At 70.1% G+C, this 24,350-nt stretch carries 21 protein-coding genes, 1 tRNA gene and 1 pseudogene; 18 read left to right on the top strand and 5 right to left on the bottom strand.

Features of this window, described 5'->3' with window-relative positions:
- Positions 1–90 precede the first annotated feature (90 nt).
- Positions 91–1,146, top strand: a complete 1,056-nt coding sequence (locus tag VIP82_RS11265) for an alpha/beta hydrolase (protein ID WP_331908564.1) — start codon at positions 91–93, stop codon at positions 1,144–1,146.
- Between the two features lie 261 nt (positions 1,147–1,407).
- On the opposite strand, the gene VIP82_RS11260 is transcribed toward VIP82_RS11265, so the two are convergent.
- Together VIP82_RS11260 and VIP82_RS11255 are read right to left on the bottom strand one after the other, a co-directional pair.
- Positions 1,408–1,884, bottom strand: coding sequence for a hypothetical protein (locus VIP82_RS11260; protein WP_331908562.1), 477 nt, complete (start codon positions 1,882–1,884; stop codon positions 1,408–1,410).
- 6 nt (positions 1,885–1,890) lie between these two features.
- Positions 1,891–2,019 (bottom strand): hypothetical protein, encoded by a 129-nt coding sequence (locus VIP82_RS11255; RefSeq protein WP_331908560.1) that lies wholly within the window; start codon positions 2,017–2,019, stop codon positions 1,891–1,893.
- A 162-nt stretch (positions 2,020–2,181) separates the two neighbouring features.
- Between VIP82_RS11255 and VIP82_RS11250 the strand changes: the two genes are divergently transcribed.
- From VIP82_RS11250 to VIP82_RS11225, 6 genes are all read left to right on the top strand, one after another.
- Positions 2,182–2,457 (top strand): hypothetical protein, encoded by a 276-nt coding sequence (locus tag VIP82_RS11250; protein WP_331908558.1) that lies wholly within the window; start codon positions 2,182–2,184, stop codon positions 2,455–2,457.
- A 40-nt stretch (positions 2,458–2,497) separates the two neighbouring features.
- Positions 2,498–3,667: a hypothetical protein gene (locus tag VIP82_RS11245; RefSeq protein ID WP_331908556.1), complete on the top strand. Its 1,170-nt coding sequence runs from the start codon at positions 2,498–2,500 to the stop codon at positions 3,665–3,667.
- Positions 3,668–3,790: 123 nt separating this feature from the next.
- Positions 3,791–4,150, top strand: a complete 360-nt coding sequence (locus VIP82_RS11240) for a PRC-barrel domain containing protein (RefSeq protein WP_331908554.1) — start codon at positions 3,791–3,793, stop codon at positions 4,148–4,150.
- Between the two features lie 221 nt (positions 4,151–4,371).
- A complete protein-coding gene (locus VIP82_RS11235) occupies positions 4,372–5,175 on the top strand; it encodes a hypothetical protein (RefSeq protein ID WP_331908552.1) in 804 nt (267 codons plus the stop codon).
- Positions 5,176–5,185: 10 nt separating this feature from the next.
- Entirely contained in the window at positions 5,186–9,133 is a 3,948-nt protein-coding gene (locus VIP82_RS11230; RefSeq protein WP_331908550.1) for a Pls/PosA family non-ribosomal peptide synthetase, read from the top strand.
- A complete protein-coding gene (locus VIP82_RS11225; RefSeq protein WP_331908548.1) occupies positions 9,130–10,434 on the top strand; it encodes a M1 family metallopeptidase in 1,305 nt (434 codons plus the stop codon). The genes VIP82_RS11230 and VIP82_RS11225 overlap by 4 nt, the downstream gene beginning before the upstream one ends.
- On the opposite strand, the gene VIP82_RS11220 is transcribed toward VIP82_RS11225, so the two are convergent.
- A complete protein-coding gene (locus VIP82_RS11220) occupies positions 10,388–10,984 on the bottom strand; it encodes a chemotaxis protein CheY (protein ID WP_331908546.1) in 597 nt (198 codons plus the stop codon). The genes VIP82_RS11225 and VIP82_RS11220 overlap by 47 nt on opposite strands.
- 78 nt (positions 10,985–11,062) lie before the next feature.
- Positions 11,063–11,551 carry a YajQ family cyclic di-GMP-binding protein gene (locus VIP82_RS11215; protein WP_308869183.1) on the bottom strand — a complete coding sequence of 163 codons (489 nt, stop codon included), beginning with the start codon at positions 11,549–11,551 and terminating at the stop codon, positions 11,063–11,065.
- A 268-nt stretch (positions 11,552–11,819) separates the two neighbouring features.
- Between VIP82_RS11215 and VIP82_RS11210 the strand changes: the two genes are divergently transcribed.
- The 11 genes from VIP82_RS11210 to VIP82_RS11160 all read left to right on the top strand — a co-directional run bounded on the left by VIP82_RS11210 (position 11,820) and on the right by VIP82_RS11160 (position 23,646).
- Positions 11,820–13,067, top strand: coding sequence for a sugar ABC transporter substrate-binding protein (locus VIP82_RS11210; protein WP_331908544.1), 1,248 nt, complete (start codon positions 11,820–11,822; stop codon positions 13,065–13,067).
- Positions 13,068–13,146: 79 nt separating this feature from the next.
- On the top strand, positions 13,147–14,766 hold the full coding sequence (locus tag VIP82_RS11205) for an ABC transporter permease subunit (protein ID WP_331908542.1): 1,620 nt from the start codon (positions 13,147–13,149) through the stop codon (positions 14,764–14,766).
- A gap of 1 nt (position 14,767) precedes the next feature.
- The gene (locus VIP82_RS11200; protein WP_331908540.1) at positions 14,768–15,760 is read left to right on the top strand and encodes a sugar ABC transporter permease; all 993 of its coding nucleotides are present in this window, start codon (positions 14,768–14,770) and stop codon (positions 15,758–15,760) included.
- A gap of 3 nt (positions 15,761–15,763) precedes the next feature.
- The gene (locus VIP82_RS11195) at positions 15,764–17,245 is read left to right on the top strand and encodes an alpha-amylase (RefSeq protein WP_331908538.1); all 1,482 of its coding nucleotides are present in this window, start codon (positions 15,764–15,766) and stop codon (positions 17,243–17,245) included.
- Between the two features lie 153 nt (positions 17,246–17,398).
- Positions 17,399–19,378 carry a glycoside hydrolase family 13 protein gene (locus tag VIP82_RS11190; RefSeq protein WP_331908536.1) on the top strand — a complete coding sequence of 660 codons (1,980 nt, stop codon included), beginning with the start codon at positions 17,399–17,401 and terminating at the stop codon, positions 19,376–19,378.
- Positions 19,375–20,163: a hypothetical protein gene (locus VIP82_RS11185; protein WP_331908534.1), complete on the top strand. Its 789-nt coding sequence runs from the start codon at positions 19,375–19,377 to the stop codon at positions 20,161–20,163. Before VIP82_RS11190 ends, VIP82_RS11185 begins: the two co-directional genes overlap by 4 nt.
- Before the next feature lie 103 nt (positions 20,164–20,266).
- Positions 20,267–20,767, top strand: coding sequence for an FBP domain-containing protein (locus tag VIP82_RS11180; protein WP_331908532.1), 501 nt, complete (start codon positions 20,267–20,269; stop codon positions 20,765–20,767).
- Positions 20,764–21,675: a PfkB family carbohydrate kinase gene (locus tag VIP82_RS11175; protein WP_331908530.1), complete on the top strand. Its 912-nt coding sequence runs from the start codon at positions 20,764–20,766 to the stop codon at positions 21,673–21,675. Before VIP82_RS11180 ends, VIP82_RS11175 begins: the two co-directional genes overlap by 4 nt.
- Before the next feature lie 123 nt (positions 21,676–21,798).
- A tRNA-Tyr gene (locus VIP82_RS11170) sits at positions 21,799–21,883 on the top strand.
- Positions 21,884–21,942: 59 nt separating this feature from the next.
- Positions 21,943–22,500, top strand: a complete 558-nt coding sequence (locus VIP82_RS11165) for a YbaK/EbsC family protein (protein ID WP_331908528.1) — start codon at positions 21,943–21,945, stop codon at positions 22,498–22,500.
- A 123-nt stretch (positions 22,501–22,623) separates the two neighbouring features.
- Positions 22,624–23,646, top strand: coding sequence for a hypothetical protein (locus tag VIP82_RS11160; protein ID WP_331908526.1), 1,023 nt, complete (start codon positions 22,624–22,626; stop codon positions 23,644–23,646).
- A gap of 34 nt (positions 23,647–23,680) precedes the next feature.
- Here VIP82_RS11160 and VIP82_RS11155 read toward each other — a convergent pair.
- Positions 23,681–24,350, bottom strand: a pseudogene (locus tag VIP82_RS11155) (NAD(P)/FAD-dependent oxidoreductase); the annotation flags it as partial.

Genomic DNA, 24,350 nt, shown 5'->3' with positions numbered 1-24,350 from the left:
GCGCTCGATCGTCGCGCCGCTCGGCGCGCGTCGAGCCCACACTCCGACCGCTGAGCCTGGCGGAGCGTGCCGCCCCCGTAGGCTGAGCGCATGGCCGGGCCATCCCAGACGTGGGTCCCCGACGTCCTCGGGGAGCCGTTCGAGCAGCTGACGCTGTCCCTCGGCGTGACGGGGGAGCACGGGGATCTCGTCGCCACGCTCGTGCGCAGCATCCCGAACCCGGTGATGACCGCGTTCGCGCCGCTGCGCGATGTCGACGTGCTGTACGTGCACGGCTGGTCCGACTACTTCTTCCAGCGCGAGCTGGCGCGGTTCTGGACCCACCGCGGGGCGCGGTTCTATGCGCTCGACCTGCGCCGCTACGGCCGGAGCCTCCGCGACGGTCAGTCCCCGGGCTACATCGATTCGCTCGACGACTACGACGTCGACATCGACGCCGCCTTGCGGGCCATGGGCCACCACCCCGCGCCGAGCCGCAACGGCCGCGGGCCGCACGCCGGAGCGAAACCGGACAGGCCGGCCACGCGGAACGGCCGCAGGCTCGTACTGATGGGCCATTCGACGGGCGGTCTCACGCTCACGCTCTGGGCGGCGCGTCATCCGGGACGCGTCGACGCGCTCGTGCTGAACAGTCCGTGGCTCGAACTCCAGCTCGGCCCGCTGGGGCGTCAGGCCCTCGCGCCGCTGGTCGACATGCGTGCACGCCTCGATCCGCGCGGCACGCAGCCGGCGGTCGACTTCGGCTTCTACACGCGCGCCCAGGATGAGATCGGCAGCCTTCCGAACGGCGAGCATCGAGCGCTCTGGCGCCCCGACCGGGGTTTTCCGACGGCGCCCGGCTGGCTGTCCGCCGTCATGGCGGGCCATCGCCGTGTGGCGGCCGGCATCGACGTGGGCTGCCCTGCGATGGTGCTGCTGTCGACGGCCTCGACGCCCCCGCTCGCGTGGCGCGAATCGATGACGTCGACGGACTCGGTGCTGGTCGTCGACGACATCGCCCGCGCCGCCACCAAGGTCGGCGAGCTCGTGACGATCGCACGCATCGAAGGCGCGATCCACGACGTGTTCCTCTCACGTGACGAACCCCGCGGGCAGGCGTACGATGCTCTCGACCGCTGGGTGAAGGGGTACGTCGTACCGGACTGATGGACGCGAGAATGTCCCCCGAAGAGGGGACAGCGGACACCTAGGCGCCGGGGTTAAGCTGTACGAGAGATGTCCCCAGCATCTCAGGGAAGGCCCTCCCCAAGAATCCTTCCCAAACCGTCGTCCAGCGCCGCTAACCGGGGGGTTGGTGAGCGAGAGCAGACGACGACAGGCCCCGGGTGTCCCCAGCACCCGGGGCCTTTATCGTGTGCGGGCGTCGCACCGGGCCGCGTGGCGGGTCGCCGGACGCGGGGGAGTGGCTCAGTCGCCGCGGCGGGCGAGGACGCGGATGAGCAGCACGTAGGTCGTGAGCGACAGCACGTATCCGAGCAGGTAGACGACGAGCTCCTGCGCGAGGAAGCGGCTGTAGTCGAGCACGCCGTCGGTGAGCGCGGGTGAGCTCTGACCGAGGAAGTACGCGGCGGTCTGGCCGGCGGCGAAGATTCCCAGGAGCGCGAGGACAGCGAGGAGCGCGAGCCAGATGCGGGTGCGCCACACGCGTGCGGTCGCCGCCATCGCGGTCGTCGCGGTCCACGCGGGCACCTCGGGGTCGAGCCAGCCGTTCACCTTGGGGATCAGGATGATCGCCGCGATGAACGCCGCGTTGAGGAGGGTGCCGCCGACGCCGCTGAATGCGGCGATGCCGGTGTCACCGCGCACGAGCGCCGGGATCAGCAGGATGACGAGCACCGGCAGCGTCGCGACCACGGCCGACATCGCGGCCCGGAGAAAGCGCACGGGGCCTCAGCGTTCGTCGGCGAGCCGCACCGCGATGGCGAGGCGTCGTCGGGTCGTCGCGGCGGGCACCCGATGTCCCCGCGTTCCGCCGTGGGTCACGGTCGCGGATCGCTGATCCGGCTGAAGAGTGGCCATGGGGGCATGGTATCGCCCGGCGAACGGACACGGACCGAGCCGCCTCGAGGACGTCGTTCGGAACGCCGCACTCCCACCGGCGACATCGGTCGGGGTCGCTGTGCCGAGAGTTCATCTGATGGTGCATCGACCGGGGCTGCGAGGTGTGTGACACTTGCGCGCATGGGCATGGAGCAGATCTGGCCGGGCCTCTCCGCGGAGACGCGCGACTGGCTGATTGCGAACAACGGCGATGCGGTCCCGGTCGACATCGCGACCGAGATCGACGAACTCGTCGACGCCGCTGACGCGGAAGACGTGTGGGCGGTCGAGCCGGGAGCCGCGCCCGGTGTGTTGGAGCCGGAGGACGAGGATCAGGATGCCGACCAGGATCCCGGAGCCCGCTACCTCGCCGAGGATGCCATCGACTGGATCGAAGAGACCGCGAACGACGAATAGCGGATCTGCTGGGGACTCCCTCCGGCGTCCGTCGTGGGGCGTGCCCGCGGTACGGATCGCGGCGATCTACCTGGCCTCGCGGCTCGTCACCACCTCGTTCTTCCTCCTCGCTGCACGACTGTCGCCCTCCGAGTCCCGATTCGGCCCCGGCGCGGACCTGGCCACCTACGTCGTCGCGTGGGACGCGCAGTACTACCACCGCATCGCGTCGGAGGGGTACCCGGTCGAGCTGCCGCTCACTGCCGCCGGCGAGGTCGCGCAGAACGCCTGGGCGTTCATGCCGTTCTTCCCCTGGGCGGCCGGCGCGACCGGATGGCTCCTCGGCTCATGGGCGGCGGGCGCGGTGGCACTGGCGCTCATCGCCGGTTACCTGTGCTGCCTGGTCCTCCGCAGCATCCTGAAGCCCGCGATCGGTGAGACGGCGGCGCTGTGGGCGGTCCTGTTCTTCGCCTCGGCTCCGCTGGCCGCGGTGTTCCAGGTCGGCTACGCGGAGGCGCCCTTCCTGCTGCTGATCCTGCTCGGCATTCGCGCCCTGCAGCGACGGCAGTACGGCTTGCTGTACGCGATCATCCCCGCGATGGCGTTCACACGACCGGGCGTGCTGGCGTTCGCGCTGTTCCTCGGCGTGTTCGGCATCCGTCGATGGCTGAACCGATCGCGTGAGCCGTTCCCGCGGCGCGAGGTCGTGCACGTCGTCACGCTCGCCGGCATCGCGACCGTGCTCGGATTCTCCTGGCAGGCGATCGCCGGACTCGTGACCGGTCGCGGGGATGCCTATCTCGCTACGGAGCTCTCCTGGCGGCGGCTGTGGGTCGGTGACGCGGGTGGATTCGTGCCCTTCGAAGGCTGGCCGCAGGCGGCGGACTACTGGTTCCGGTTCTGGGGTCTCGATCCGGTGTGGGGTCTCCTCTGCCTGGCGCTCCTCGTGCTCGCCACCGGCGCCGTGCTGGCGTTCAGCCCGCGTGTGGCTCGTCTGGGACCGGAGATCCGGCTATGGGCCGCCAGCTACCTGATCTACCTCCTGGCGGTGTTCCTCCCGCAATCGAGTGTGTTCCGGATCCTGTTTCCGCTCTCACCGCTCTGGGGCGCTGTGGCCGCCCCGCGGAGCCTTCCCTGGCGGCTCGCCGTGCTCGCCACGTGCCTCGTCGGTCAATGGTGGTGGATCTGGAACATGTACGGGCTCGGCACCGAGTTCTGGCACATCCCCTGACCCATACGCCTATTCCGGCGATTTCGCCAGGGGGTCCTGTGCATGGGGTCACCTGCTTAACGTGACTGCCCGAAGCGGCCGATCGGTCGACTTCCGAATCGCACACACAACGAAGGAGTTGTCATGTCCTCATCATGGGATGCGTGGAACTACCGACAATCGGTCGGTCGCGGACCGGGGTCCCGAGACCTCGTGGGCTACGGCGTCCATGCGACCGACGGTGACATCGGGAAGATCGACGAAGCAAGCGATGACGCGGGCGCCAGCCGGATCGTCGTGGACACCGGTCCGTGGATCTTCGGCCGGAAGGTGGTTCTTCCTGCAGGAACCGTCCAGCGCGTCGACGACGCCGACGAGAAGGTCTACGTCGACCTGACGAAAGACCAGATCAAGAACTCTCCCGAGTGGGATCCCGACACCACGGGAGACGACGACGAGTACCGGGGCCGCCTGGACACCTACTACGGCGACCTCTACCGGTGATACAGCGCGCGATGCCCGGCTCACCGCCGGGCATCGCCGTTCGCTGTCCCGTGGTCGCGCTGTGCGAACCCACCTGGTGCGGGGCGACCGCGTCGACGGCGAAGATTCGGCTCCGCGCCACGCCTCAGGGCGGGATGAGACTCCCACGCCGCAGCGCCCGTCTGTGTTCCCGCGAGAGGCGACCAAGGCGTCCGTTAACCCGTCCGCGCTAAGGTGCGGACATGGCCAAGACGACGAAGGCACAGCGCCAGGCGCTGGACGCGATGGAAGACGCCGCCGCGGCGGCGAAGCAGGCGAAGAAGGCGGCCAAGGCTTTGCCTGGCAAGACGGCCAAGAAGCTGCGCGAGCTCTCCGAGGACGCCAAAGACGCCGCAGATGTCTCGAAGAAGGCGCTCCGGAAGTCGCCCGGCAAGGTTGCCAAGCGCGCCACGCGAGCGGCGGACAAGCTCGTCAAGGCGACGACCCAGGCCGTTGCCAAGGCCGAGAAGAAAGCCCGTCTGCGGGCGGAGGCCGACCGCGCCGCGGCCGAAGCCGAGCGGGTGACCGCCGAGGCAGCGCAGAGGGCGGAGCAAGCGAAGGCAGCCAAGAAGGAGGCCGCGAAGGCTGCGAAGGCGGCAGAGCGCGCGGACCGTGAAGCCGCGGCGGCGCAGTCGACCCTCGAGAGCGAGCTCGCTGGTCCCGCCGAGACGGACACCGCGCAGTCGAGTGCGGCATCCGGCGCGGCAGCGCCCGCGTCGACCGCACCGGCACCGCCCGTCGACGCCACGGCGACAAAGGCGCCCGCGCGCAAAACGCCCGTACGACCCGCGTCCCGTCCGAAGGCCCCCACTGCGTCATCAACCGCCGACGACGCTCCCGCCGCACGGCGTGCGAAGTCGTCGCGCGCCGCTTCCGCCGCGGGTGGAACCAGCGCATCCGACCTCTCATCTCTCACGGTCGCCGCGCTGCGGGACCGCGCCCGGGCGGCCGGCAAGACCGGATACTCGCGCCTGAGCAAGGCGCAGCTCGTCGCGCTCCTGTCCTGAGGTGCAGCCGGTGGGGGAGCGGCCAGAGCAGCTCGAACTCGACAGGTCAGGGGTGGCGACCCCGAGCCGGACCCTTCTCGACATCCTGCGCGAGACGACGGCCCGGCATCCCGAAGCATCCGCCCTCGACGACGGGTCCGGGTCGCTCAGCTACCGAGATCTGATGGCGCGTGTCGGGCGCACGGCCGCGCAGCTTCACGACGCCGGTGTACGGCGGGGCGACCGGGTCGGCGTGCGCGTCCCGTCCGGCTCGAAGGAGCTGTACATCGCCATCCTCGCCGTGCTCGCCGCGGGTGCGGCGTACGTTCCGGTGGACGTCGACGATCCGGACGAGCGTGCGCGCCTCGTCTTCGGCGAGGCCGGTGTGCGGGGTGTCATCACCGACGACGGCTACACCGCCGCCGAGGCGCAGGCCGAAGGCGAGGCCGAGGTGGCGGCATCCGCTCCGCTGTTCGCAGGTGATGCACCGCATCCCAGCACGCACGCGGTGGTCACGGTTCCACCGCCGGATGTGACGGACGACGCGTGGATCATCTTCACGTCCGGCTCCACTGGTGTGCCGAAGGGAGTGGCGGTCACCCACCGCTCGGCGGCGGCCTTCGTCGATGCCGAGGCACGCCTGTTCCTGCAGGGCGCGCCGCTCGGGCCGCGCGACCGGGTTCTTGCCGGACTTTCGGTCGCGTTCGACGCGTCGTGCGAAGAGATGTGGCTGGCGTGGCGACACGGCGCGTGCCTCGTGCCGGCACCTCGCGCACTCGTCCGCTCTGGCGAGGATCTCGCCCCGTGGCTCATCCGGCAGGGCATCACGGTGGTCTCGACCGTTCCGACCCTGGCCGCGATGTGGCCGGAGGACTCCATCGAGAACGTGAGGCTGCTGATCTTCGGCGGTGAGGCCTGCCCTCCCGAACTCGCCGCCCGCCTGGCCGCCGACGGGCGGGAGGTGTGGAACACGTACGGTCCCACCGAGGCGACCGTCGTCGCCTGCGCGGCGCCGCTCGACGCCGGCCCCGTGCGCATCGGGCTTCCGCTCGACGGCTGGGCGCTCGCCGTCGTCGACGCCGAGGGCGCGCGCGTCGCCGAGGGCGACATCGGCGAGCTGATCATCGGCGGAGTCGGGTTGGCCCGCTACCTCGATCCCTCGAAGGATGCCGAGAAGTACGCGCCCATGCCGACCCTCGGCTGGGAACGCGCCTACCGTTCCGGCGACCTCGTGCGCTACGAGCCCGAGGGCCTCGTCTTCATGGGCCGAGCCGACGATCAGGTGAAGGTCGGCGGGCGCCGCATCGAACTGGGCGAGGTCGAATCCGCGCTGCAGGACCTGCCGGGGATCACCGCGGCAGCCGCCGCCGTGAGATCGACCGACGCCGGCGTTCCCGTGCTCGTCGGCTATCTCGTCACCGACGAGGGGGAGGACTTCGACCGCGCGCACGCGCGTGCCCTGCTGGCCGAGCGCCTGCCGGCGGCCATCGTGCCGCTGCTGGCGGTCGTCGACGAACTTCCGGTTCGGACATCCGGCAAGGTCGACAGAGCGGCGCTTCCGTGGCCACTGCCCGGCGTCGAGGCCCCGCTGGCAGGACTGTCTCCCGCCGAGGCCTGGCTTGCGGAGCAATGGCAGACCGTGCTCGGCATGCCGGTGCCCAGCCGGTCGGCCGACTTCTTCGATCTCGGCGGCGGTTCACTGGCAGCCGCTCAGCTGGTCTCGCGGATCCGCGTACGCGTCCCCGAATTCTCCGTCGCCGACATCTACGACGTGCCGCGCCTGAGCTCGATGGCCAAGGCACTCGGACCGCTGGAGGACGACGGGCCGGCGACGTTCCACCGACCCGTGCCGACGCCTCGCACCACCCAGTGGGTGCAGACGCTCCTCGGCGTACCGCTGTTCATCATCACCGGCATCCGCTGGCTGCTGTACCTGCTCACAGCCAGTGCGCTGCTCCAGCTCGCACCCGGCTTCGACGCGCTGCCCAGTACTCCCTGGTGGGTGCTCTTGATCGGACTGGCCGTGTTCGCGACGCCCTTCGGGCGCATGGCCATCGCGGTCGTCGCCGCTCGGCTGCTCCTGGCCGGGCTCCGCCCCGGGGACTACCCGCGTGGCGGCGGCGTGCACATGCGCCTCTGGCTGGCTGAGCAGATCGCCGACCAGATCGATGCCGTCGGCCTTGCCGGCGCACCATGGGTCACCTACTACGCGCGGGCACTGGGCGCGAAGATCGGGCGCGGCGTCGACATGCACACGCTGCCGTCCATCACGGGGATGCTCGAAGTGGGCGACGGCGCCGCCGTCGAACCCGAGGTGGATCTCACCGGCACCTGGATCGACGGCGACGTCCTTCGGGTCGGCGAAGTGCGCATCGGCGCGGACGCGACGATCGGAGCCCGCAGCACGCTCGCTCCGGGCACCAGGGTCGGGCAGCGCGCCGACATCGCGCCGGGTTCGGCCGTGTTCGGTCGTGTGCGGGCAGACCAGTCATGGGCCGGATCTCCGGCAGAGCGCGTCGGCGGCGTCGAGTCCGGCTGGCCCGCGGAACGGGCTCCGGCGCCGACGCGCTGGCTCTGGGCGTACGCGGTGTCGTCGGTTGCGCTGGCCCTGCTGCCGATCGCGTCGTTCGCCGTCGGCGGGCTGGTGATCGCGCAGGGGATCCGGGATGCCGAGACCCTGGGTGCAGCGTTCCTCGGCGCCCTGGCGTGGCTTGTGCCCGCGGTTCTCGCAGTCGGCATCGTCTTCGCGGCATCCGTCGTGCTCGCGGTGCGTGTGCTGTCGATCGGGCTGCACGAGGGCACCCACCCCGTGCGCAGCCGGATCGGGTGGCAGGCATGGAGCATCGAACGACTGCTCGACTCGTCGCGCACGGTGCTCTTCCCGCTGTACTCGAGTCTCTTCACCCCCGTGTGGCTGCGCCTTCTCGGTGCGCGCGTCGGTCGCGAGGTCGAGGCATCGACCGTCCTGCTCATCCCGTCGATGGCGCGCATCGACGACGGCGCGTTCCTCGCCGATGACACCATGGTCGGCTCGTACGAGCTGCGCGGGGGCTGGATGCGGCTCGGACCGGTCCGCATCGGCAAGCGCGCGTTCCTCGGAAATTCGGGGATGGCGGCGCCCGGCCACCGCGTGCCCCGTGACGGGCTCGTCGCCGTCCTGTCGTCAGCGCCGCTGAAGGCGAAGCCCGGTTCGTCCTGGCTCGGGTCACCGGCTGTGCGGCTGCGTCGGCTCTCGGCCGAGGGCGACGAGAGCCGCACGTACCGACCGACGGTCGGTCTCCGGATCGCGCGCACGCTCTGGGAACTCGGCCGCTTCGTACCTGTCGTCGTCACGTGCGCGATCGGCCTCGGTGTGCTTTTCGGCCTCGCCGCTCTGTGGGAGACGGTGGGCCCGGTGTGGACCCTGCTCGTCTCCGGCATCGTGATGCTGGCCGCCGGTGCGGTGGCCGCAGGGCTGTCGACCGCGGCGAAGTGGCTCATCGTCGGCACGATCCGCGCGGGCGAGCAGCCCTTGTGGTCGAGCTTCGTCTGGCGCACCGAAGTCTCGGACACATTCACCGAGATGGTCGCCGCGCCCTGGTTCGCGCGCGCGGCCGCGGGAACCCCGGCCCTGGCGGTATGGCTGCGGTCGCTCGGGTCGCGGATCGGCCGTGGCGTGTGGTGTGAGAGCTATTGGCTTCCCGAGCCTGATCTTGTCACTCTGGGCGACGGCGCGGCCGTCAATCGCGGATGCGTTGTGCAGACGCACCTGTTCCATGATCGAATCATGAGCATGGACACGGTCGAACTGGAGGCTGGTGCGACGCTCGGGCCGCACAGTGTCATCCTTCCGGGGGCGACGCTCGGTGCGCACGCGACGGTCGGCCCCGCGTCGCTGGTGATGCGCGGCGAGACCGTGCCCGTCGGCTCCCGATGGAGCGGCAATCCGATCGGCCCCTGGCGCGCGGTCAAGGTCCGCGCGTACCAGTCGACATCGTGAGCGCTCACGACCCGTACGCACCGCAGAGCGGCGATCCGACCTTCGACGTCGAGTCGTACGAGCTCGACCTCTCCTACCGTGTGCGCACCAACCGCCTCGAGGGCCGCGCCGTCGTCAACGCGGTCGCGGCCGTTCCGACGTCGTCGGTCGCCTTGGATCTGATCGGACTCCGCGCGTCGCGGGTGCGAGTGGATGGCGACCGCCGCACGGCCTACACCCAGGGACCGCGGAAGGTGCGGGTCGTGCTTCCCCGGCGGATGGAGCCGGGTGAGCGATTCTCCATCGAGGTGACGTACGCCGGCGCCCCCGCTCCACGGCGGACACGCTGGGGCACGATCGGATTCGAAGAACTCGAGGACGGCGCCCTCGTAGCCGCTCAACCCATCGGGGCACCGACGTGGTTTCCCTGCAACGACCGTCCCGACGATCGCGCCCGCTACTCGATCACGGTCGCGACGGACGCCGGTTACACCGCGGTCGCCACCGGAGGCCTCGTCGGCTCGGCGCGACGCGGGCAGTTCGAAGCCCGCACCTTCCGTTCCGACGTGCCGACCGCCACGTACCTCACGGCGCTGCACATCGGACGCTACGTTTCCACCACGCTGTCGGGCTCGGCCGGCTCGGACGGGTTCCCGGTCACGGTCGTCCACCCGCCGGCGCTGCGCGACGAGGTGGCGACGGCGTTCGCGCCGGTCACGCACATGCTGCAGCTGTTCGAGTCCGCCTTCGGTCCGTACCCGCAGGACGCCTGCACCCTTGTGGTGACTCCCGACGAACTCGAGATACCGCTCGAGGCCCAGGGGATGGCGGTCTTCGGCGCCAACCATCTCGATCCGGCATCCGAGCGCCTCGTGGCGCACGAACTGGCGCACCAGTGGTTCGGCAACAGCGTGGGCGTCGCGCGGTGGCAGGACATCTGGCTCAACGAGGGATTCGCCTGCTACGCCGAGTGGATGTGGTCCGAGGCCTCGGGCCGCCAGACGGTCCACGAGAAGGCGGCACGGCACCACGCCCGGCTCGCCGGCCTCGATCAGGATCTGGTGCTGGCCGATCCCGGTCCCGTGCTGATGTTCGACGACCGCGTCTACAAACGTGGCGCGCTGACGCTCTATGCGCTGCGACATCACATGGGGGAGAGCGCCTTCGCCGCACTCCTGCGCGAATGGGCGAGCGCCGGCGCCGGCCATTCGGTGACGACCGCGGACTTCCGTGCGCTGGTCGTCCGGCTCGCAGGTGCAGACATCGACGCACTGCTCACGGCGTGGCTGGATCGACCCGAGCTGCCTCCGATGCCTCGCTGAATGCGGCGCTGATGACGAGGCCCGGTGGGCCGTCGACATCCCATCCCGCGATCATCGGCCCGCCCGCGACCACCGCCTGCCAGCCTTGACCGCCCACGGGTACGACGGCGACCGTGCCCGGGTCGACGCGAAGACCCCGCCCGTCAGCCTTGAGGGCCGCCTCCACCCGCACCCAGTCGCGCAATCGCACGCCTGATCGAGCGCCGAGGATTCCGTTCAACCCTGCGGCGTCCCGCACCGGCTCGGTCTCGACTTCGGCGTCGATCGCGAACGTGCCAGAACCGCGAGAGGCGACCGCCGCGACGGCGACGCCGCTCGCGTAGGCGACGGCAGGCCGGGCCGAGGCATCCGTCGTCCGAACCGGACCGTGCGGTCCGCCGCAGCGCGCGCAGGGATTCGACAGTTCGGCGCCCGGTGCCAGCATCTCGCGCAGAAGATCCCACGCCACGTCGCGTCGTGCAGCGCCGCTCGGCACGACCTTCCACGCGAGCTGCAGCCGCGTGGGAGGTGTGGTCGCGAGTTCGCGCTCGATGCGCCCGGCGTCGGGCACGGCGCGAGGATGGTTACCACTCACGAGTGCGGACTCTGTGCGCACTGCAATCGAAAAACCCCAGGTCAGGGAGTAGCGCTACCGGTAGTTGACGAACTGGAGGTCGACGTCGAGGTCGGACGCCTTCAGCAGGCGCTGCACCTCCTGCAGGTCGTCGCGGGACTTCGACTGCACGCGCAGCTCGTCGCCCTGGATCTGCGACTTGACTCCCTTGGGGCCTTCGTCGCGGATGATCTTCGAGATCTTCTTCGCGTTCTCCGACGAGATGCCGTCCTTGATCGTCGAGACGATCCGGTACTCCTTGCCGCTGGCGAAGGGCTCGCCGGACTCCAGGCTCTTCAGCGAGATGCCGCGCTTGATGAGCTTCGACTGGAAGACGTCGAGGACTGCCTTCGCGCGCTCCTCGGTGCTCGCCTTGATGAGCACCGACTCGCCGCTCCACTCGACGGAGGCGCCGGTGCCCTTGAAGTCGTAGCGCTGCTCGATCTCTTTGCGCGCCTGGTTGAGGGCGTTCTCCGCCTCCTGGTGGTCGACCTTGCTGACGATGTCGAACGAGGAATCTGCCATGGCGGGAGTCTATCTGCGGGTGCGCGACAACGCCGAGAGACGGATGCCGCTGCTGTGGTCGCGAGCGCGGCCGGCTGGCCGTGGTGGCTGTGCAAGCGGTTCCACGGGCGTCGAAGGTCACGGCGAGATATCGATTGGGGCCGGTCGTGTTGCCTGTTGCCGTGGCGTCATGCACAATGTAAGCGCTTGCAGTTTTGCGAGCACACACACGGTCTTCTGCCACGGCGAAGGTCGGGACTACACCAGCACTCAAGAGAGGCACCCACCAATGAAGGTGAACAAGAGGAGCATCGCGGCTTTCGGTGCGATCGCCGCTGTTTCCGCGCTGACCCTCGTCGGCTGCGCAAGCGGAGGCGACTCGAACTCGGGCGACGACGGCGAGTCGGCAGGCGAGATCACGGTCTGGGTCGACGCCGACCGTGCCGCAGTGCTCGAGGATGCGGCGAAGGACTTCACCGCTGACACCGGCGTGAAGGTCAAGCTCGTCCAGAAGGAATTCGGCGAGATCCGCGACCAGTTCGTGCAGCAGGTTCCGACCGGCAAGGGCCCCGACATCGCGGTGGGCGCCCACGACTGGCTGGGCACGCTCGTCACCAACGGCGTCGTGGCTCCGGTCGAGCTCGGCGACGCGGCATCCGACTACGAGAAGGTCGCGATCGATGCCTGGAGTTACGACGGCAAGGTCTACGGCGTTCCGTACGCGATCGAGAACATCGCGCTGCTGCGCAACACCGACCTCGCTCCCGAGGCGCCCACGTCGTACGACGACATGATCGCCAAGGGCACGGCGGCCGGCACCGAGTACAAGTTCCTCGTCGGTCTCGACCCCGAGGCAGCCGACCCGTACCACCTGTACCCGTTCCAGACGTCGTTCGGCGCCCCCGTCTTCGGCACCAACGCCGACGGCAGCTACAACGCCGACGACCTGCAGATCGGCAACGAGGGCGGCCAGGCGTTCGCCACGTGGCTCGGCTCGCAGGGCGCGACGGGAACCGGTGTCTTCAACTCGAACATCTCGGGCGACCTCGCTCGCGAGAACTTCGTCGCCGGCAAGGCGCCGTTCTTCCTCACCGGCCCGTGGAACGTGCCGGCCGCGGAAGAGGCGGGCCTGAACCTCGCCGTCGACCCGATCCCCTCGGCAGGCGGCCAGGCCGCTCAGCCCTTCGCGGGCGTGCAGGGCTTCTTCCTGAGCTCCGAGAGCGAGAACTCCCTCGCGGCCACCGAGTTCCTCGTGAACTACATCGGCAGCGAAGAGGTGCAGACCGCGCTCTACGAGGTCGGCGGCCGCACGCCGGCACTGACCGCGGCGTACGACGCGGCCGTGGCCGGCGACCCGATCACCGCGGGCTTCGGCGCCGTGGGCGCGGAAGCGGTCCCGATGCCGAGCATCCCCGAGATGGGCTCGGTGTGGGAGTACTGGGGCGTCACCGAGACGGCCATCATCAACGGCACCGGCGGCTCGCCGGTCGACCTGTGGAACAAGATGGCCTCCGACATCCAGACCGCCATCCAGTAAGCAGCAGGCACGTCCGGGGCGGCGTCCGCGAGGACGCCGCCCCGGCACCGCATTCCCGCAGTTCCGGAAAGAAGAGCCGATGACGACGCCGACCATGGACCGCGACGCAGCGGTCGAGACACCCCCGAGCAAGAAGTCGAAGCGCGCCGCCCGCATCGCGGAGGCGGCAGGCGCCGGCTGGAAGCTGATGATCTTCAAGGTCGTCGCCCTCGGTCTCATCGATGCCATCGCCGTGTACGCCGCGCTGGTGCTGTTCCAGAGCGAGCAGTGGGTCGCCGCGATCGCCGTGGTGGTCGTCACGGGCGTGGCCAACTGGGTGTACTTCAGCCGCGGCAACCTGCCCGCCAAGTACCTGATCCCGGGCCTCATCTTCCTGCTGATCTTCCAGATCTTCGTCGCCGGCTACACGGCGTACATCGCATTCACCAACTACGGCACCGGCCACAACGGCTCGAAGGAGAGCGCGGTCAACGCGCTCATGCTGTCGGCGCAGGAGCGCGTGCCCGACTCGCCCGAGTACGAGCTCACGATCGTCGAGCAGCTCGGCGAGTTCTCGTTCCTCGTCACCGACCCCGACGGCGACGTCCAGATCGGCGGTGTGGAGCGCCCGCTCGAGCCCGTCGACGACGCCGAGATGGATGGCGGCAAGGCCGTCGCGGTGGCCGGCTACAACACCCTGAACTTCTCGCAGATCGTCGCGAACCAGGAGGCGATCGCCGACATGGCGGTGCCTTTGAGTGACGACCCGAACGACGGTTCGCTGCGCACGCCGGACGGCTCCGTCGCCTATGTGTACCTGTCCAGCCTCGAGTACGACGAGGCCGCGGGCACCATGACCGACACGCGGACCGGCACGGTCTACAGCGACATCGGCACGGGTGCCTTCACGGCGCCCGATGGCACCGAGCTCATGCCGGGCTGGCAGATCACCGTCGGCTTCGACAACTTCGTGAGGGCCTTCACCGAGGAGTCGATCCGGGCGCCGTTCCTCTCGGTGCTGGTGTGGACGTTCGTCTTCGCCTTCTTCTCGGTCTTCACCTGCTTCGCGCTCGGACTCTTCCTCGCGATCGTGTTCAACGACCCGCGCATGAAGTCCAAGAAGTACTACCGCCTGCTCATGATCCTCCCGTACGCGTTCCCGGGGTTCCTCTCGGCGCTGGTGTGGGCCGGCATGATGAACCAGGAGTTCGGCTTCATCAACGTCGTGCTCTTCGGCGGCGCCGACATCCCCTGGCTCACCAACGAGTGGCTGGCGAAGTTCAGCATCCTGCTGGTGAACCTGTGGCTCGGCTTCCCCTATATGTTCCTCATCTGCACGGGCGCACTGCAGTCCATCCCGGACGACGTGCAAGAGGCCGCGAAGGTCGACGGGGCGAGCGCCTGGCAGATCTTCCGCAGCATCAAGCTGCCGCTGCTGTTCGTCGCGGTCGCCCCACTGCTCATCGCATCGTTCGCCTACAACTTCAACAACTTCACGCTGATCTACATGCTGACCGGCGGCGGCCCCCGCGACGTGACCGCCGATGTGAACGTCGGCGCCACCGACATCCTCATCACGATGGTCTACAAGGTGGCGTTCGTGGGCTCGAAGGCCGACTACGGCCTGGCGAGCGCGTTCTCGATCATCATCTTCCTGCTCGTCGCGACGATCTCGGTGATCGCCTTCCGACGGACCAAGGCCCTCGAGGAGCTGAACTGACATGAGCGATCTGAAGCCCGGCGCACCCGCCGCCCGCGATCTGCTCGGCAAGGTCGCCGCCGAGGATGCCGAACTGGTTGCGGCCGGCGCCGACTCCCACGCCGCCGCCGGCGTCCGCGGCGAGGCGCCCCTGCCGCGCCGCAAGTTCAAGAAGTACTTCCGCGAGACGGGCTGGCGCCACATCGTCGGCGTCGTCGTGGCCGTCTTCGCGATCTTCCCGCTGCTGTACGTGCTGTCGGCGTCGCTGAATCCCGGCGGCACGCTGCTGACGGCCAACGGGCTGTTCTCGAACGTGAGCATCGAGAGCTACGTCGACCTGTTCCAGTCCGAGACCCACCCGTATGGCGCGTGGTTCCTCAACACGCTGATGATCGGCCTGATCACGGCGGCCGGCACCGTGATCCTCGGTGCGCTCGCCGCCTACGCGTTCTCGCGCATGCGGTTCACCGGCCGCCGTTTCGGCCTCACGACGCTGCTGGTCGTTCAGATGTTCCCGCAGATGCTCGCGATGGTCGCGATCTTCCTCCTCATGGTGCAGATCAGCGACATCTTCCCGGCGATCGGCCTCAACACCCAGATCGGCCTGATCATGGTGTACCTCGGCGGCGCGCTCGGTGTGAACACGTACCTCATGTACGGCTTCTTCAACACCATCCCGGCATCCATCGACGAGGCCGCGAAGATCGACGGCGCCGGCCACGCGCGCATCTTCTTCACGATCATCCTGCGTCTGGTGGCACCGATCCTCGCGGTCGTCGGCCTGCTGTCGTTCATCGGCACGTCGAGCGAGTTCGTGATCGCGAGCATCATCCTCATCGACCCCGAGAAGCAGACGCTCGCGGTCGGCCTGTACAAGTTCATCTCCGACGAGTTCTCCAAGAACTGGAGCCTGTTCGCCGCCGGCGCGGTGCTGGCGGCCATCCTCCCGGTCGCGCTGTTCCTCGCGCTGCAGCGCTACATCGTCGGAGGGCTCACCGCGGGCAGCGTGAAGTAGCGGATGCCGCGGCTCGGTCGCCCCGGCACGCGCCGGGGTCTGCTCGTCGCGGGCGCGATGGCGGCGCTGCTTGCGCTCACGTCCTGCGCCGCACCGCAGGACAGCGGAGACAGGACCGCGCAGGATGCCGGCATCCAGCTGTTCCAGCTGCCGTGGAACTCGATCGCCGGGGAGTGCGAGACCACACTCGGTCCCAACGGCTTTTCGTGGGTGCTGACGTCGCCGCCGAACGAGTCCATCGCCCGTGACGAATGGTGGGCTTCGTACCAGCCGGTGGGCTACGGGCTCGAGTCCCGACTCGGCAGCCGTGAGGAGTTCGCCGACATGGTCGCCCGCTGCGACGCCGCAGGCGTCGACGTGATCGCCGACGCCGTGATCAACCACATGACGGGTCAGGATGCCGCCGGCACCGGCTTCGCCGGGACCCCGTACGAGCACTACGCGTACCGGGGGTTGTACGCCGCCGCCGATTTCCACCACTGCGGGCTGACCACCGACGACGACATCCTCGACTATGACTCGCGCGAGCAGGTGCAGACCTGCGAGCTGGTGAATCTCGCAGACCTCGACACGTCCAGCCCGCGGGTGCGCGAGACCATCGTGGCGTACCTCGACGACCTGCTGTCGCTCGGCGTCGCGGGGTTCCGCATCGATGCCGCGAAGCACATGGCCGCCGACGACGTCGCGGCGATCGTCGGTGCGCTGCCCGAGGGCACGCGCATCATCAGCGAGGTGATCCGCGGCGCCGGCGAGCCCGTGCAGCCGGAGGAGTACACCGGCTTGGGCGAGGTGTTCGAGTTCAGCTATGCGCGGGATCTCGCCCCGCAGCTCGAGAGCGGGGTCTTCGCCGATCCCGAGCTCGAAGGCGATCGGCCCCTGCACGTTCCCGCCGACACGGCCGTCGTCTTCGTCGACAACCACGACACCGAGCGCCGCGAGGCCGACGTCACCTACCGCGACGGGGCGCTGTACGTCATCGCGAACGCGCTGATGCTCGCCGACGACTACGGGACGCCCATCGTCTACTCGGGCTACGCGTTCTCGGACCGCGACGCCGGGGCTCCGGCCGGCGCGGACGGCGCGGTCGACCAGGCCTCGTGCGCCGACGCGACCGGACCCGCGGACGCGTACGACGACGGTGAGCGCACCTGCGTCCAGTCGTGGCCGGCGATCGCCGGCATGCTCGAGTTCCGCGCGGTCGCCGGCGACGCGCCCCGTCTCGAGGGCGTCGACGAGGGCGATGCGTACGGCTTCGAGCGGGAAGGCCGCGGTGTCGTCGCCGTCAATGTCGGCGCGGAGGAGCAGACCGTCGAGATCCCCACGTCACTCCCGGCGGGGGAGTACTGCGACGCGATCACGGGCGGGCGCGAACCCGTGACCTCAGACGGATGCCGTGGCGCGGTCTACACCGTCGAGGACGGCGTCGCCCGGTTCGAATTGGGCCCGCTCGTAGCTGCTGCGATCCATGCGGATTCGCGGCGCTGAGGGCTCAGCATCCGTCCCCCTGCATGCCAAGATCGGGACGGACACAACTGAACAACAACACATGGGCTCTGTCATGGCCGCGGCCGTGCAACCACGTCGAACCGAACTCGCATTCGGCGGCGCCGCGCCGCCTGTCTTTGGAAAGGCAAGAGCATGACAACCCTGACTCCGCATCACGACGGCTCGCCCCTGTACGTGTCCGACCTCGCTCCGCAGCTCGGCGACGTCGTCACCGTGCGGCTGCGCGTGCCGACCGGCTACGGCCCGCTCGCCGCCGTCCGCACCCGGTCCAACCCCGACCACGAGCCGGAGTGGACGGATGCCGCACCCCTCGGCACGGTCGACGGCTGGGACTGGTGGGAGGCTCCGGTCACGGTGCGCAACCCGCGTCACGGCTACCGCTGGCTGCTGGTGCACGAAGATCGTCGCGTGGAGTGGCTCAACCAGACCGGGCTGCACCAGCTCGAGACGCTCGACGCCGAGGACTTCGCCCTGGTCGCGTACCCGGCACCGCCGGCGTGGCTCGCCGACGCCGTGATGTATCAGGTCTTCCCCGACCGCTTCGCGCGGTCGGCGCAGGCCGACGAGCACCCGACGCCGGAGTGGGCGATCGCAGCGAGCTGGGACACGCCGGTCGACCCGGTGATGCCCGGGCGCTCGCAGCAGTTCTACGGCGGCGACCTCGACGGAGTGATCGAGAAGCTCGACCATCTGGTCTCGCTCGGCGTGAACCTCCTCTATCTGACGCCGATCTTCCCGGCCGCGTCGAACCACCGCTACGACGCATCGAGCTTCCACAGCGTCGACCCGCTGCTGGGCGGCGACAAGGCGTACATCCGGCTGATCGAGGCCGCGCATGCCCGCGGCATCCGTGTCATCGGCGATCTCACCAGCAACCACTCGGGCGATCGGCACGAGTGGTTCCAGGCGGCCCTCGGCCACCCGGGTGCGCCCGAGGAGGAGTTCTACTACTTCACCGACGACGCCAACACCGAGTACGTGTCGTGGCTGGGCACGCCCACGCTGCCGAAGTTCAACTGGGCCTCGCAGGAGCTGCGCCGGCGCTTCATCGAGGGACCCGACTCGGTCGTCGCCAAGTGGCTGAAGCCGCCGTTCTCGGCCGACGGCTGGCGCATCGACGTCGCCAACATGACCGGCCGGCTCGGCGACGTCGATCTGAACGCCGAGGTGCGGCAGCTGCTGCGCCGCACCATGATCGAGATCAACCCCGACACCATCCTCCTCGGCGAGTCGACGAACGACGCGGCGAGCGACCTGCAGGGAGACGGCTGGCATGGCGCCATGACGTACCCGTCGTTCACGCGTCCGCTGTGGGGATGGCTCTCCGAGCCGACGGGCACGCCGTTCGTCACGGCCGAGGGCGTCGAGCGCACCGAGCCGTGGTTCTTCGGCCAGCCGATCGGCGGCATCCCGCGGTACACCGCGCGACAGTTCGTCGACGCGGTCGTCAGGTTCACCGCGAGCATCCCGTGGCGGGTGCGCCTGGGCAACATGCAGCCCCTCGACACCCACGACACCGGCCGCTTCGCGACGAACGCCGGCCCGGGCACGATCCCGGTCGCGGTCGGCCTCATGGTGACGCTGCCCGGCCTCCCGGTCGTGTTCGCCGGCGACGAGTTCGGCCTGACCGGTGCCGAGGGAGAAGACAGCCGCACGCCGATCCCGTGGGGCACCGAGACCGAGCCGGAGGTGGCGGAGCGTCTCGCCGTCTACCGTGAGCTCATCGCGCTGCGGCGCGCGCACCCGACGCTGTCGACCGGCGGCCTGCGCTGGGTCCACGTCGACGACGGCACCGTCGTGTTCACGCGCGAGTCCGAGGACGAGACGCTGCTCGTGCTGGCGTCGAAGGGCGGTGCGGATGCGGCGATCCCGGCCGGTGCGCTGTCTGGTGCCGCCGCGGCCGAGGCGGTCTTCGGCGATGCGATGCTCGCCGTCGCCCAAGACGGCGCGGTGCTGCTGTCGGCGGAGGGCCCCGCGTTCGCGGTGTGGCGGCTCGCCGGTGTCGTCGTCCCCGCCCCGCTGCCGGCTGCCGGTGAGCGTGCGGACGAGGTCTCGCGCGGCGTCGCCTCGTCGGCGCAGCTGACGCCGGCCGAGCAGGTGGCTTCCGCGTGACGACGCCCGAGCGGTTCGAGGAGCTCAGCGCGGGTCTCGCGACCGGCGTGCGTGAGCGCGACGGACTCGTCGGGCTCGTGCTGCTGGGCTCCGCGTCGGACGAGGCCCGAGAGCGGCGCGACGAGTGGTCGGATCACGACTTCTTCGCGCTGACGGCGGCCGGGCGCGGCGCCGAGATCCGCCCCGACCTCTCGTGGCTGCCGGATCAGGACCGCCTCGTGCTCACAGCCCGGGAGGGGGAGATCGGCTTCGTCGCCGTCTACGACGACGCGCACGTGTTCGAGTTCGCGTTCTCGGATGCGGCCGAGCTCGCCGGCGCCCGTGCCGGCGACGCCACGGTGGTCCTCGACGACGCTGCGGGCACGACGGCGGCGCTGCTCGCCGAGTCGCGGGCGCGTGCGGCCGAGGGCGACCGGTTCGATCCGGCCAACGACGTGCGCCTCGTGCTCGTGAAGCTGCTGATCGGCGTCGGCCGCGTGCGGCGCGGCGAGCTGCTCAACGGCAACGCGTTCATCCGGCAGTGGGCGGTGCAGCTGCTGGTGCGGGCGATCCGCGGACGCTTCGCCGCGGCATCCACGTCCCTCCGTGACGCCAACGATCCGATGCGACGCTTCGAGCGGGACTTCCCGGTCTGGGGCGCTCACATCGCCGCGTCGCTCGATCTGCCGATCGAGGAGTCGGCGTACGAGCTGTACCGGCTCACCCGCGAGATCCTCGAGCCGGGCTGGGACGAGTTCCCGTCGCACGCGGCCGACGTCGTCGCGGTGCGGCTCGGCTGGAGCTGAGGCACGACGAGAAGAGCGGACGGATGCCTCTGCCCGCCGTGTGCGCGCACGCGGGGTGGCGGAGGCATCCGTCATTCGTAGACTGGGCGGGCGAGGAGGTGCCATGCGCCCACTGACCGAGGAAGAAGTGCGTTCGTCGTTCGTGAACGCATCGTCCGACGAGCTGCGGCTCGTCACCCTGCCTGCCGACTTCATGCTCACCGACTGGGATCACCTCGATTTCCTGGCCTGGCGCGACCCGCGGACCCGCGGCCGCGGCTACCTCGTCACCGAGATCGACGGCGAACCGGCGGGCATCGTGCTGCGCGGTGCCGAGGGGTCGTCGCACGCCCGTGCCGCGCTGTGCAACCTCTGTCACACCATGCAGCCGGCAGACCAGGTCGTGATGTACACGGCGCGCAAGGCCGGTGAGGCGGGCGTCCACGGCGACAGCGTCGGCACGTACATCTGCGCCGACCTGTCGTGCCACGAGAACGTCCGGCTGGCCGCCCCGCTGGCCCCGAACGAGGTGCGCGCGAGCGTCGACCGCAAGATCGACGGCACCAGGCGACGCACCGAGGCCTTCGTGGGGCGCGTGCTCGAGACGGCAGGCGTCGCGCGATGACCGTGGTCGTGGTGGGCGACGCGCTGATCGACGAGCTGCGCGACGACCACGGCGTGCGGGAGTTCGTCGGCGGGGCCGCGCTGAACGTCGCGGTCGGGCTCGCGCAGCTGGGCGTGCCGGCCACCCTGGTCGCGATGCTGGGCGACGACGAGCCGGCCTCGCGTGTGCGGCGCTACCTCGCCGACTTCGGCGTCGATCTCATCGCGACGCCCTCTCTCCTCGGGACGGCGCGCGCGGTGAGCACCCGCGCTGGAGGTGGCGAGCCCGTGTACGAGTTCAACGAGGCGGCACAGCGGCGGCGCATCAGGTTCGGCGATGCCGAACGGCGGGCATTCGCGGATGCCGACCTCGTGGTCGTGAGCTGCGTCGCGTTCGACGATGCCGAGCAGGCCGCCGAGCTGGCCGACGCGATCGCGGAGTCGGGTGCCTCGGTCGCCGTCGACCCGAATCCGCGGACCGGCATGCTGCGCGACAAGGCGGAGTTCGTGCGGGGCTTCGAGCAGCTGGCGGCGGGCGCCGAGCTCGTCAAGGTCGGCGAGGATGACGCCGCCCTCCTGTACGGCGACCGCCTGGACGCCCTGCGTGCGAGGCTCATCGACCTCGGCGCCCGCGCCGTGCTCGCCACGGAGGGCCCGGCCGGCGCCACGATCGAGGCGGGTGAGGTCGTCGTGACGCGGCCGATCTCCAACCTCCCCGGCCGCATCGTCGACACGATGGGCGCCGGTGATGCCGCGTTCGCCGCGACGGTCGCGGCACTCGTCGACGGCAGACCCGCGGACGCGGATGAGTGGGAGTCGGTGCTGCAGTCGGCGATGGATGCCGCGGCCGCCACGTGCCGGTTCGAAGGGGCGCTGCTGCGCACCCCGAGCGCGCTCAGCGGGCTCGACATGGACCACATCGGCACGTGAATCGCCTCGATCCCGAAGCGTCCTCGGGTCATCTGCCGGGCGGATTTCTGACCTCGCGCATCTACGCGTAAGATTGTGGATCGCGCCTCCGGTCGTCTGGAAAAGTCGGACGGGTGCGCGCCTGGCGAGTTACCCAAGCGGCCAAAGGGATCTGACTGTAAATCAGCCGTCTTAGACTTCGGGGGTTCGAATCCCTCACTCGCCACCACTTGCAAGCGCCCCCTCGTGGGGCGCTTCGTGGTTTCCAGGCTCGGTAGCCTGAAGGCCATGACCTGGACCGCCACCGGAACGCTCACCGCGGACGCCGCGACGCGGCATCCGGAACTCGTCAGCCCCGCCGTCTCCGACGGGCTGGCGCGCCTCGCTCCGGAGATCGCCGAGACGGTAGGCGTGGCCGCCATCGATGCGGCGCTCGCCGACACCGCGGCGTTCTGCGAGCGGTACGCGGTGGCGCCGGAGGCCTCTGCCAACTGCGTCGTCGTCAAAGGCAAGCGCGGGGGCGAGGTGCGGTTCGCCGCGTGCATGGTGCTCGCCACGACGCGAGCCGATGTGAATGGGGTCGTGCGGCGGCGCCTGGACGTGCGGAGCGCGTCGTTCGCTCCCATGGACGAGGCCGTCGCGCTGACCGGCATGGAGTACGGCGGCATCACCCCGATCGGGCTTCCGGCCGACTGGCCCGTCTTCGTCGACGTCGCCGTCGCAGCCGCGCCCGAGGTGGTCATCGGCGGGGGAGTGCGCGGCAGCAAGCTGTTCCTGCCGGGCCGTGCTCTCCTCGCGCTGCCCGGCGCCGAACTGGTCGAAGGGCTCGGCCGCGCCACGGGGTGAGGCATCCGCTTCCGCACACACCGGAGGTTCGCCAGTGCGGCGCGGAACCGGCATCCACGCGGTGCGGTGCGGCGTGTCAGGATGGGCGTGCAGGCACTCCGCCCGCGTCACGAGAGGAACGCCATGACCGCGCCCGACCCGTATGCGACGCCCGCCCCGGCGATGGATCAGGCCGCGCACGCCGACGGCGCCCGCTCGTCGCTGCTGCGCGCCGCCATCTGGGTGGCGATCGGCGCCCTCATCGCCGCCGCCGTCGTGTGCGTGCTCTGGGAGCTCCTGGGCTCTCAGAACGACATCATCGGCCGGGCGTTCCTGACGATCCTGCTGCTGGTGGGCTTCGCCGGCGTCGCGATCCTCGACGCGCACCTGGCGCCCACTCGCCCCGCGTGGTTCGCGCTCGCAAGCATGGGGTCGTGGATCGTGGCGCTACTGCTCGGCGCGATCATGATCTGGATGCCGGAGCGCTACCCCTGGCTCGGATTCTCGCGGTTCATCCAGTTCCTGCTCATCGTGCTCATCCTGCAGCTGGTCCTGCTGCACGTGCGGTTCTACCTCAAGGCCTTCCAGCGCTACGACACGCCCTTCACCCGCACCGTCGCGGTCATCACCATCTCGCTCGTCGTCGCGCTGGCCGCACTGCTGATCATCCCGCTCGCGTTCGGGGAGTGGCTCTTCCTCGCCGACATCTACTGGCGCATCGTCGTGGCCGTCGCGATCCTCGCCGCGCTCGGCACGGCCCTCGTGCCGCTCGTCAACGTGCTGTTCGCCCCCAAGAAGCCGCACACCCACGCCGCGCACGCCCCGCTGGCACCGCCGACCCCGTACGGCGCGCTCGCCGCCCCTGCGGCTCCCGCGGCCCCCGCGGCACCGGCCGCGCAGGAGCTGCTTCCGTGGCCGACGTACGTCGACGCCGTGACGCCGCTGCCGATGCTTCCCGACGGATCGCCCGACTGGAACGCTTATTACACCGGATACCCGTCGCCCGGCGCCCACGTCTTCACGGCGATCGAGCCGACTGCTCACGTGGAGCCGCAGGCGGCCCCGGCGGCACCGGCATCCACGCAGCCCGCGGCGCCGGCGCAGCACACCACGGCCCCCGGGTACGAGGGCTACCCGCCGCCTCCTCCGCTGCCGCCGCGCGCCTGAGCGAAGCGCGCCGACGTCCCGCGGAGGGCGATCCTCAGCCGGCGAGCAGCTCGAGCGCAGCCATCGCCGCGTTGTGGCCGCCCAGACCGCTCACGGCGCCGCCCCGACGTGCGCCCGAACCGCACACCAGCACGTTCGGGTGCTCGGTGGCGACGCCCCAGCGCTCGGCAGGCGTGACGAGCGCGTCCTCGTCATCGGCCCACGGCCACGAAAGCGGGCCGTGGAAGATGTCGCCGCCGACCATGCCCAGAGACTCCTCCAGATCTGCCGTCGTCCGCGCCTCGACGCACGCCGATCCGTCCGGCGCTTCGTACACGCAGTCGGCGATCGGCTCGGCGAGCACCGTGTCGAGCGAGCGCTGAGCCGCGTCGAGGAGCGCCGTGCGCGCGGCATCCGGATCCCGGCCTTGGAGCAGCCGATGCGGCACCTGCAGGCCGAAGAGCGTCAGGGTGTGCGCACCTGCGGCGCGCAGATCCTGGCCGAGGATCGACGGGTCGGTCAGCGAATGGCAGTAGATCTCGGCCGGCAGAGGGTCGGGGATGCCGCCGGCCACAGCGGTCGCATGCGCGTGGTCGAGCTGCGTCATCGTCTCGTTGACGTGGAAGGTGCCGGCGAACGCGGCCTCGGGCGCCACCCGCTCGTCGCGGAGGCGGGGAAGGCGCCGGAGCAGCATGTTGACCTTGAGCTGCGCGCCCTCCGGAGCT

It is taken from the genome of Microbacterium sp. (assembly GCF_036566905.1).
Taxonomy (GTDB): domain Bacteria; phylum Actinomycetota; class Actinomycetes; order Actinomycetales; family Microbacteriaceae; genus Microbacterium.
Note: the sequence above shows the minus strand (reverse complement) of the source record. Positions and strands in the feature narration are given on the sequence as shown.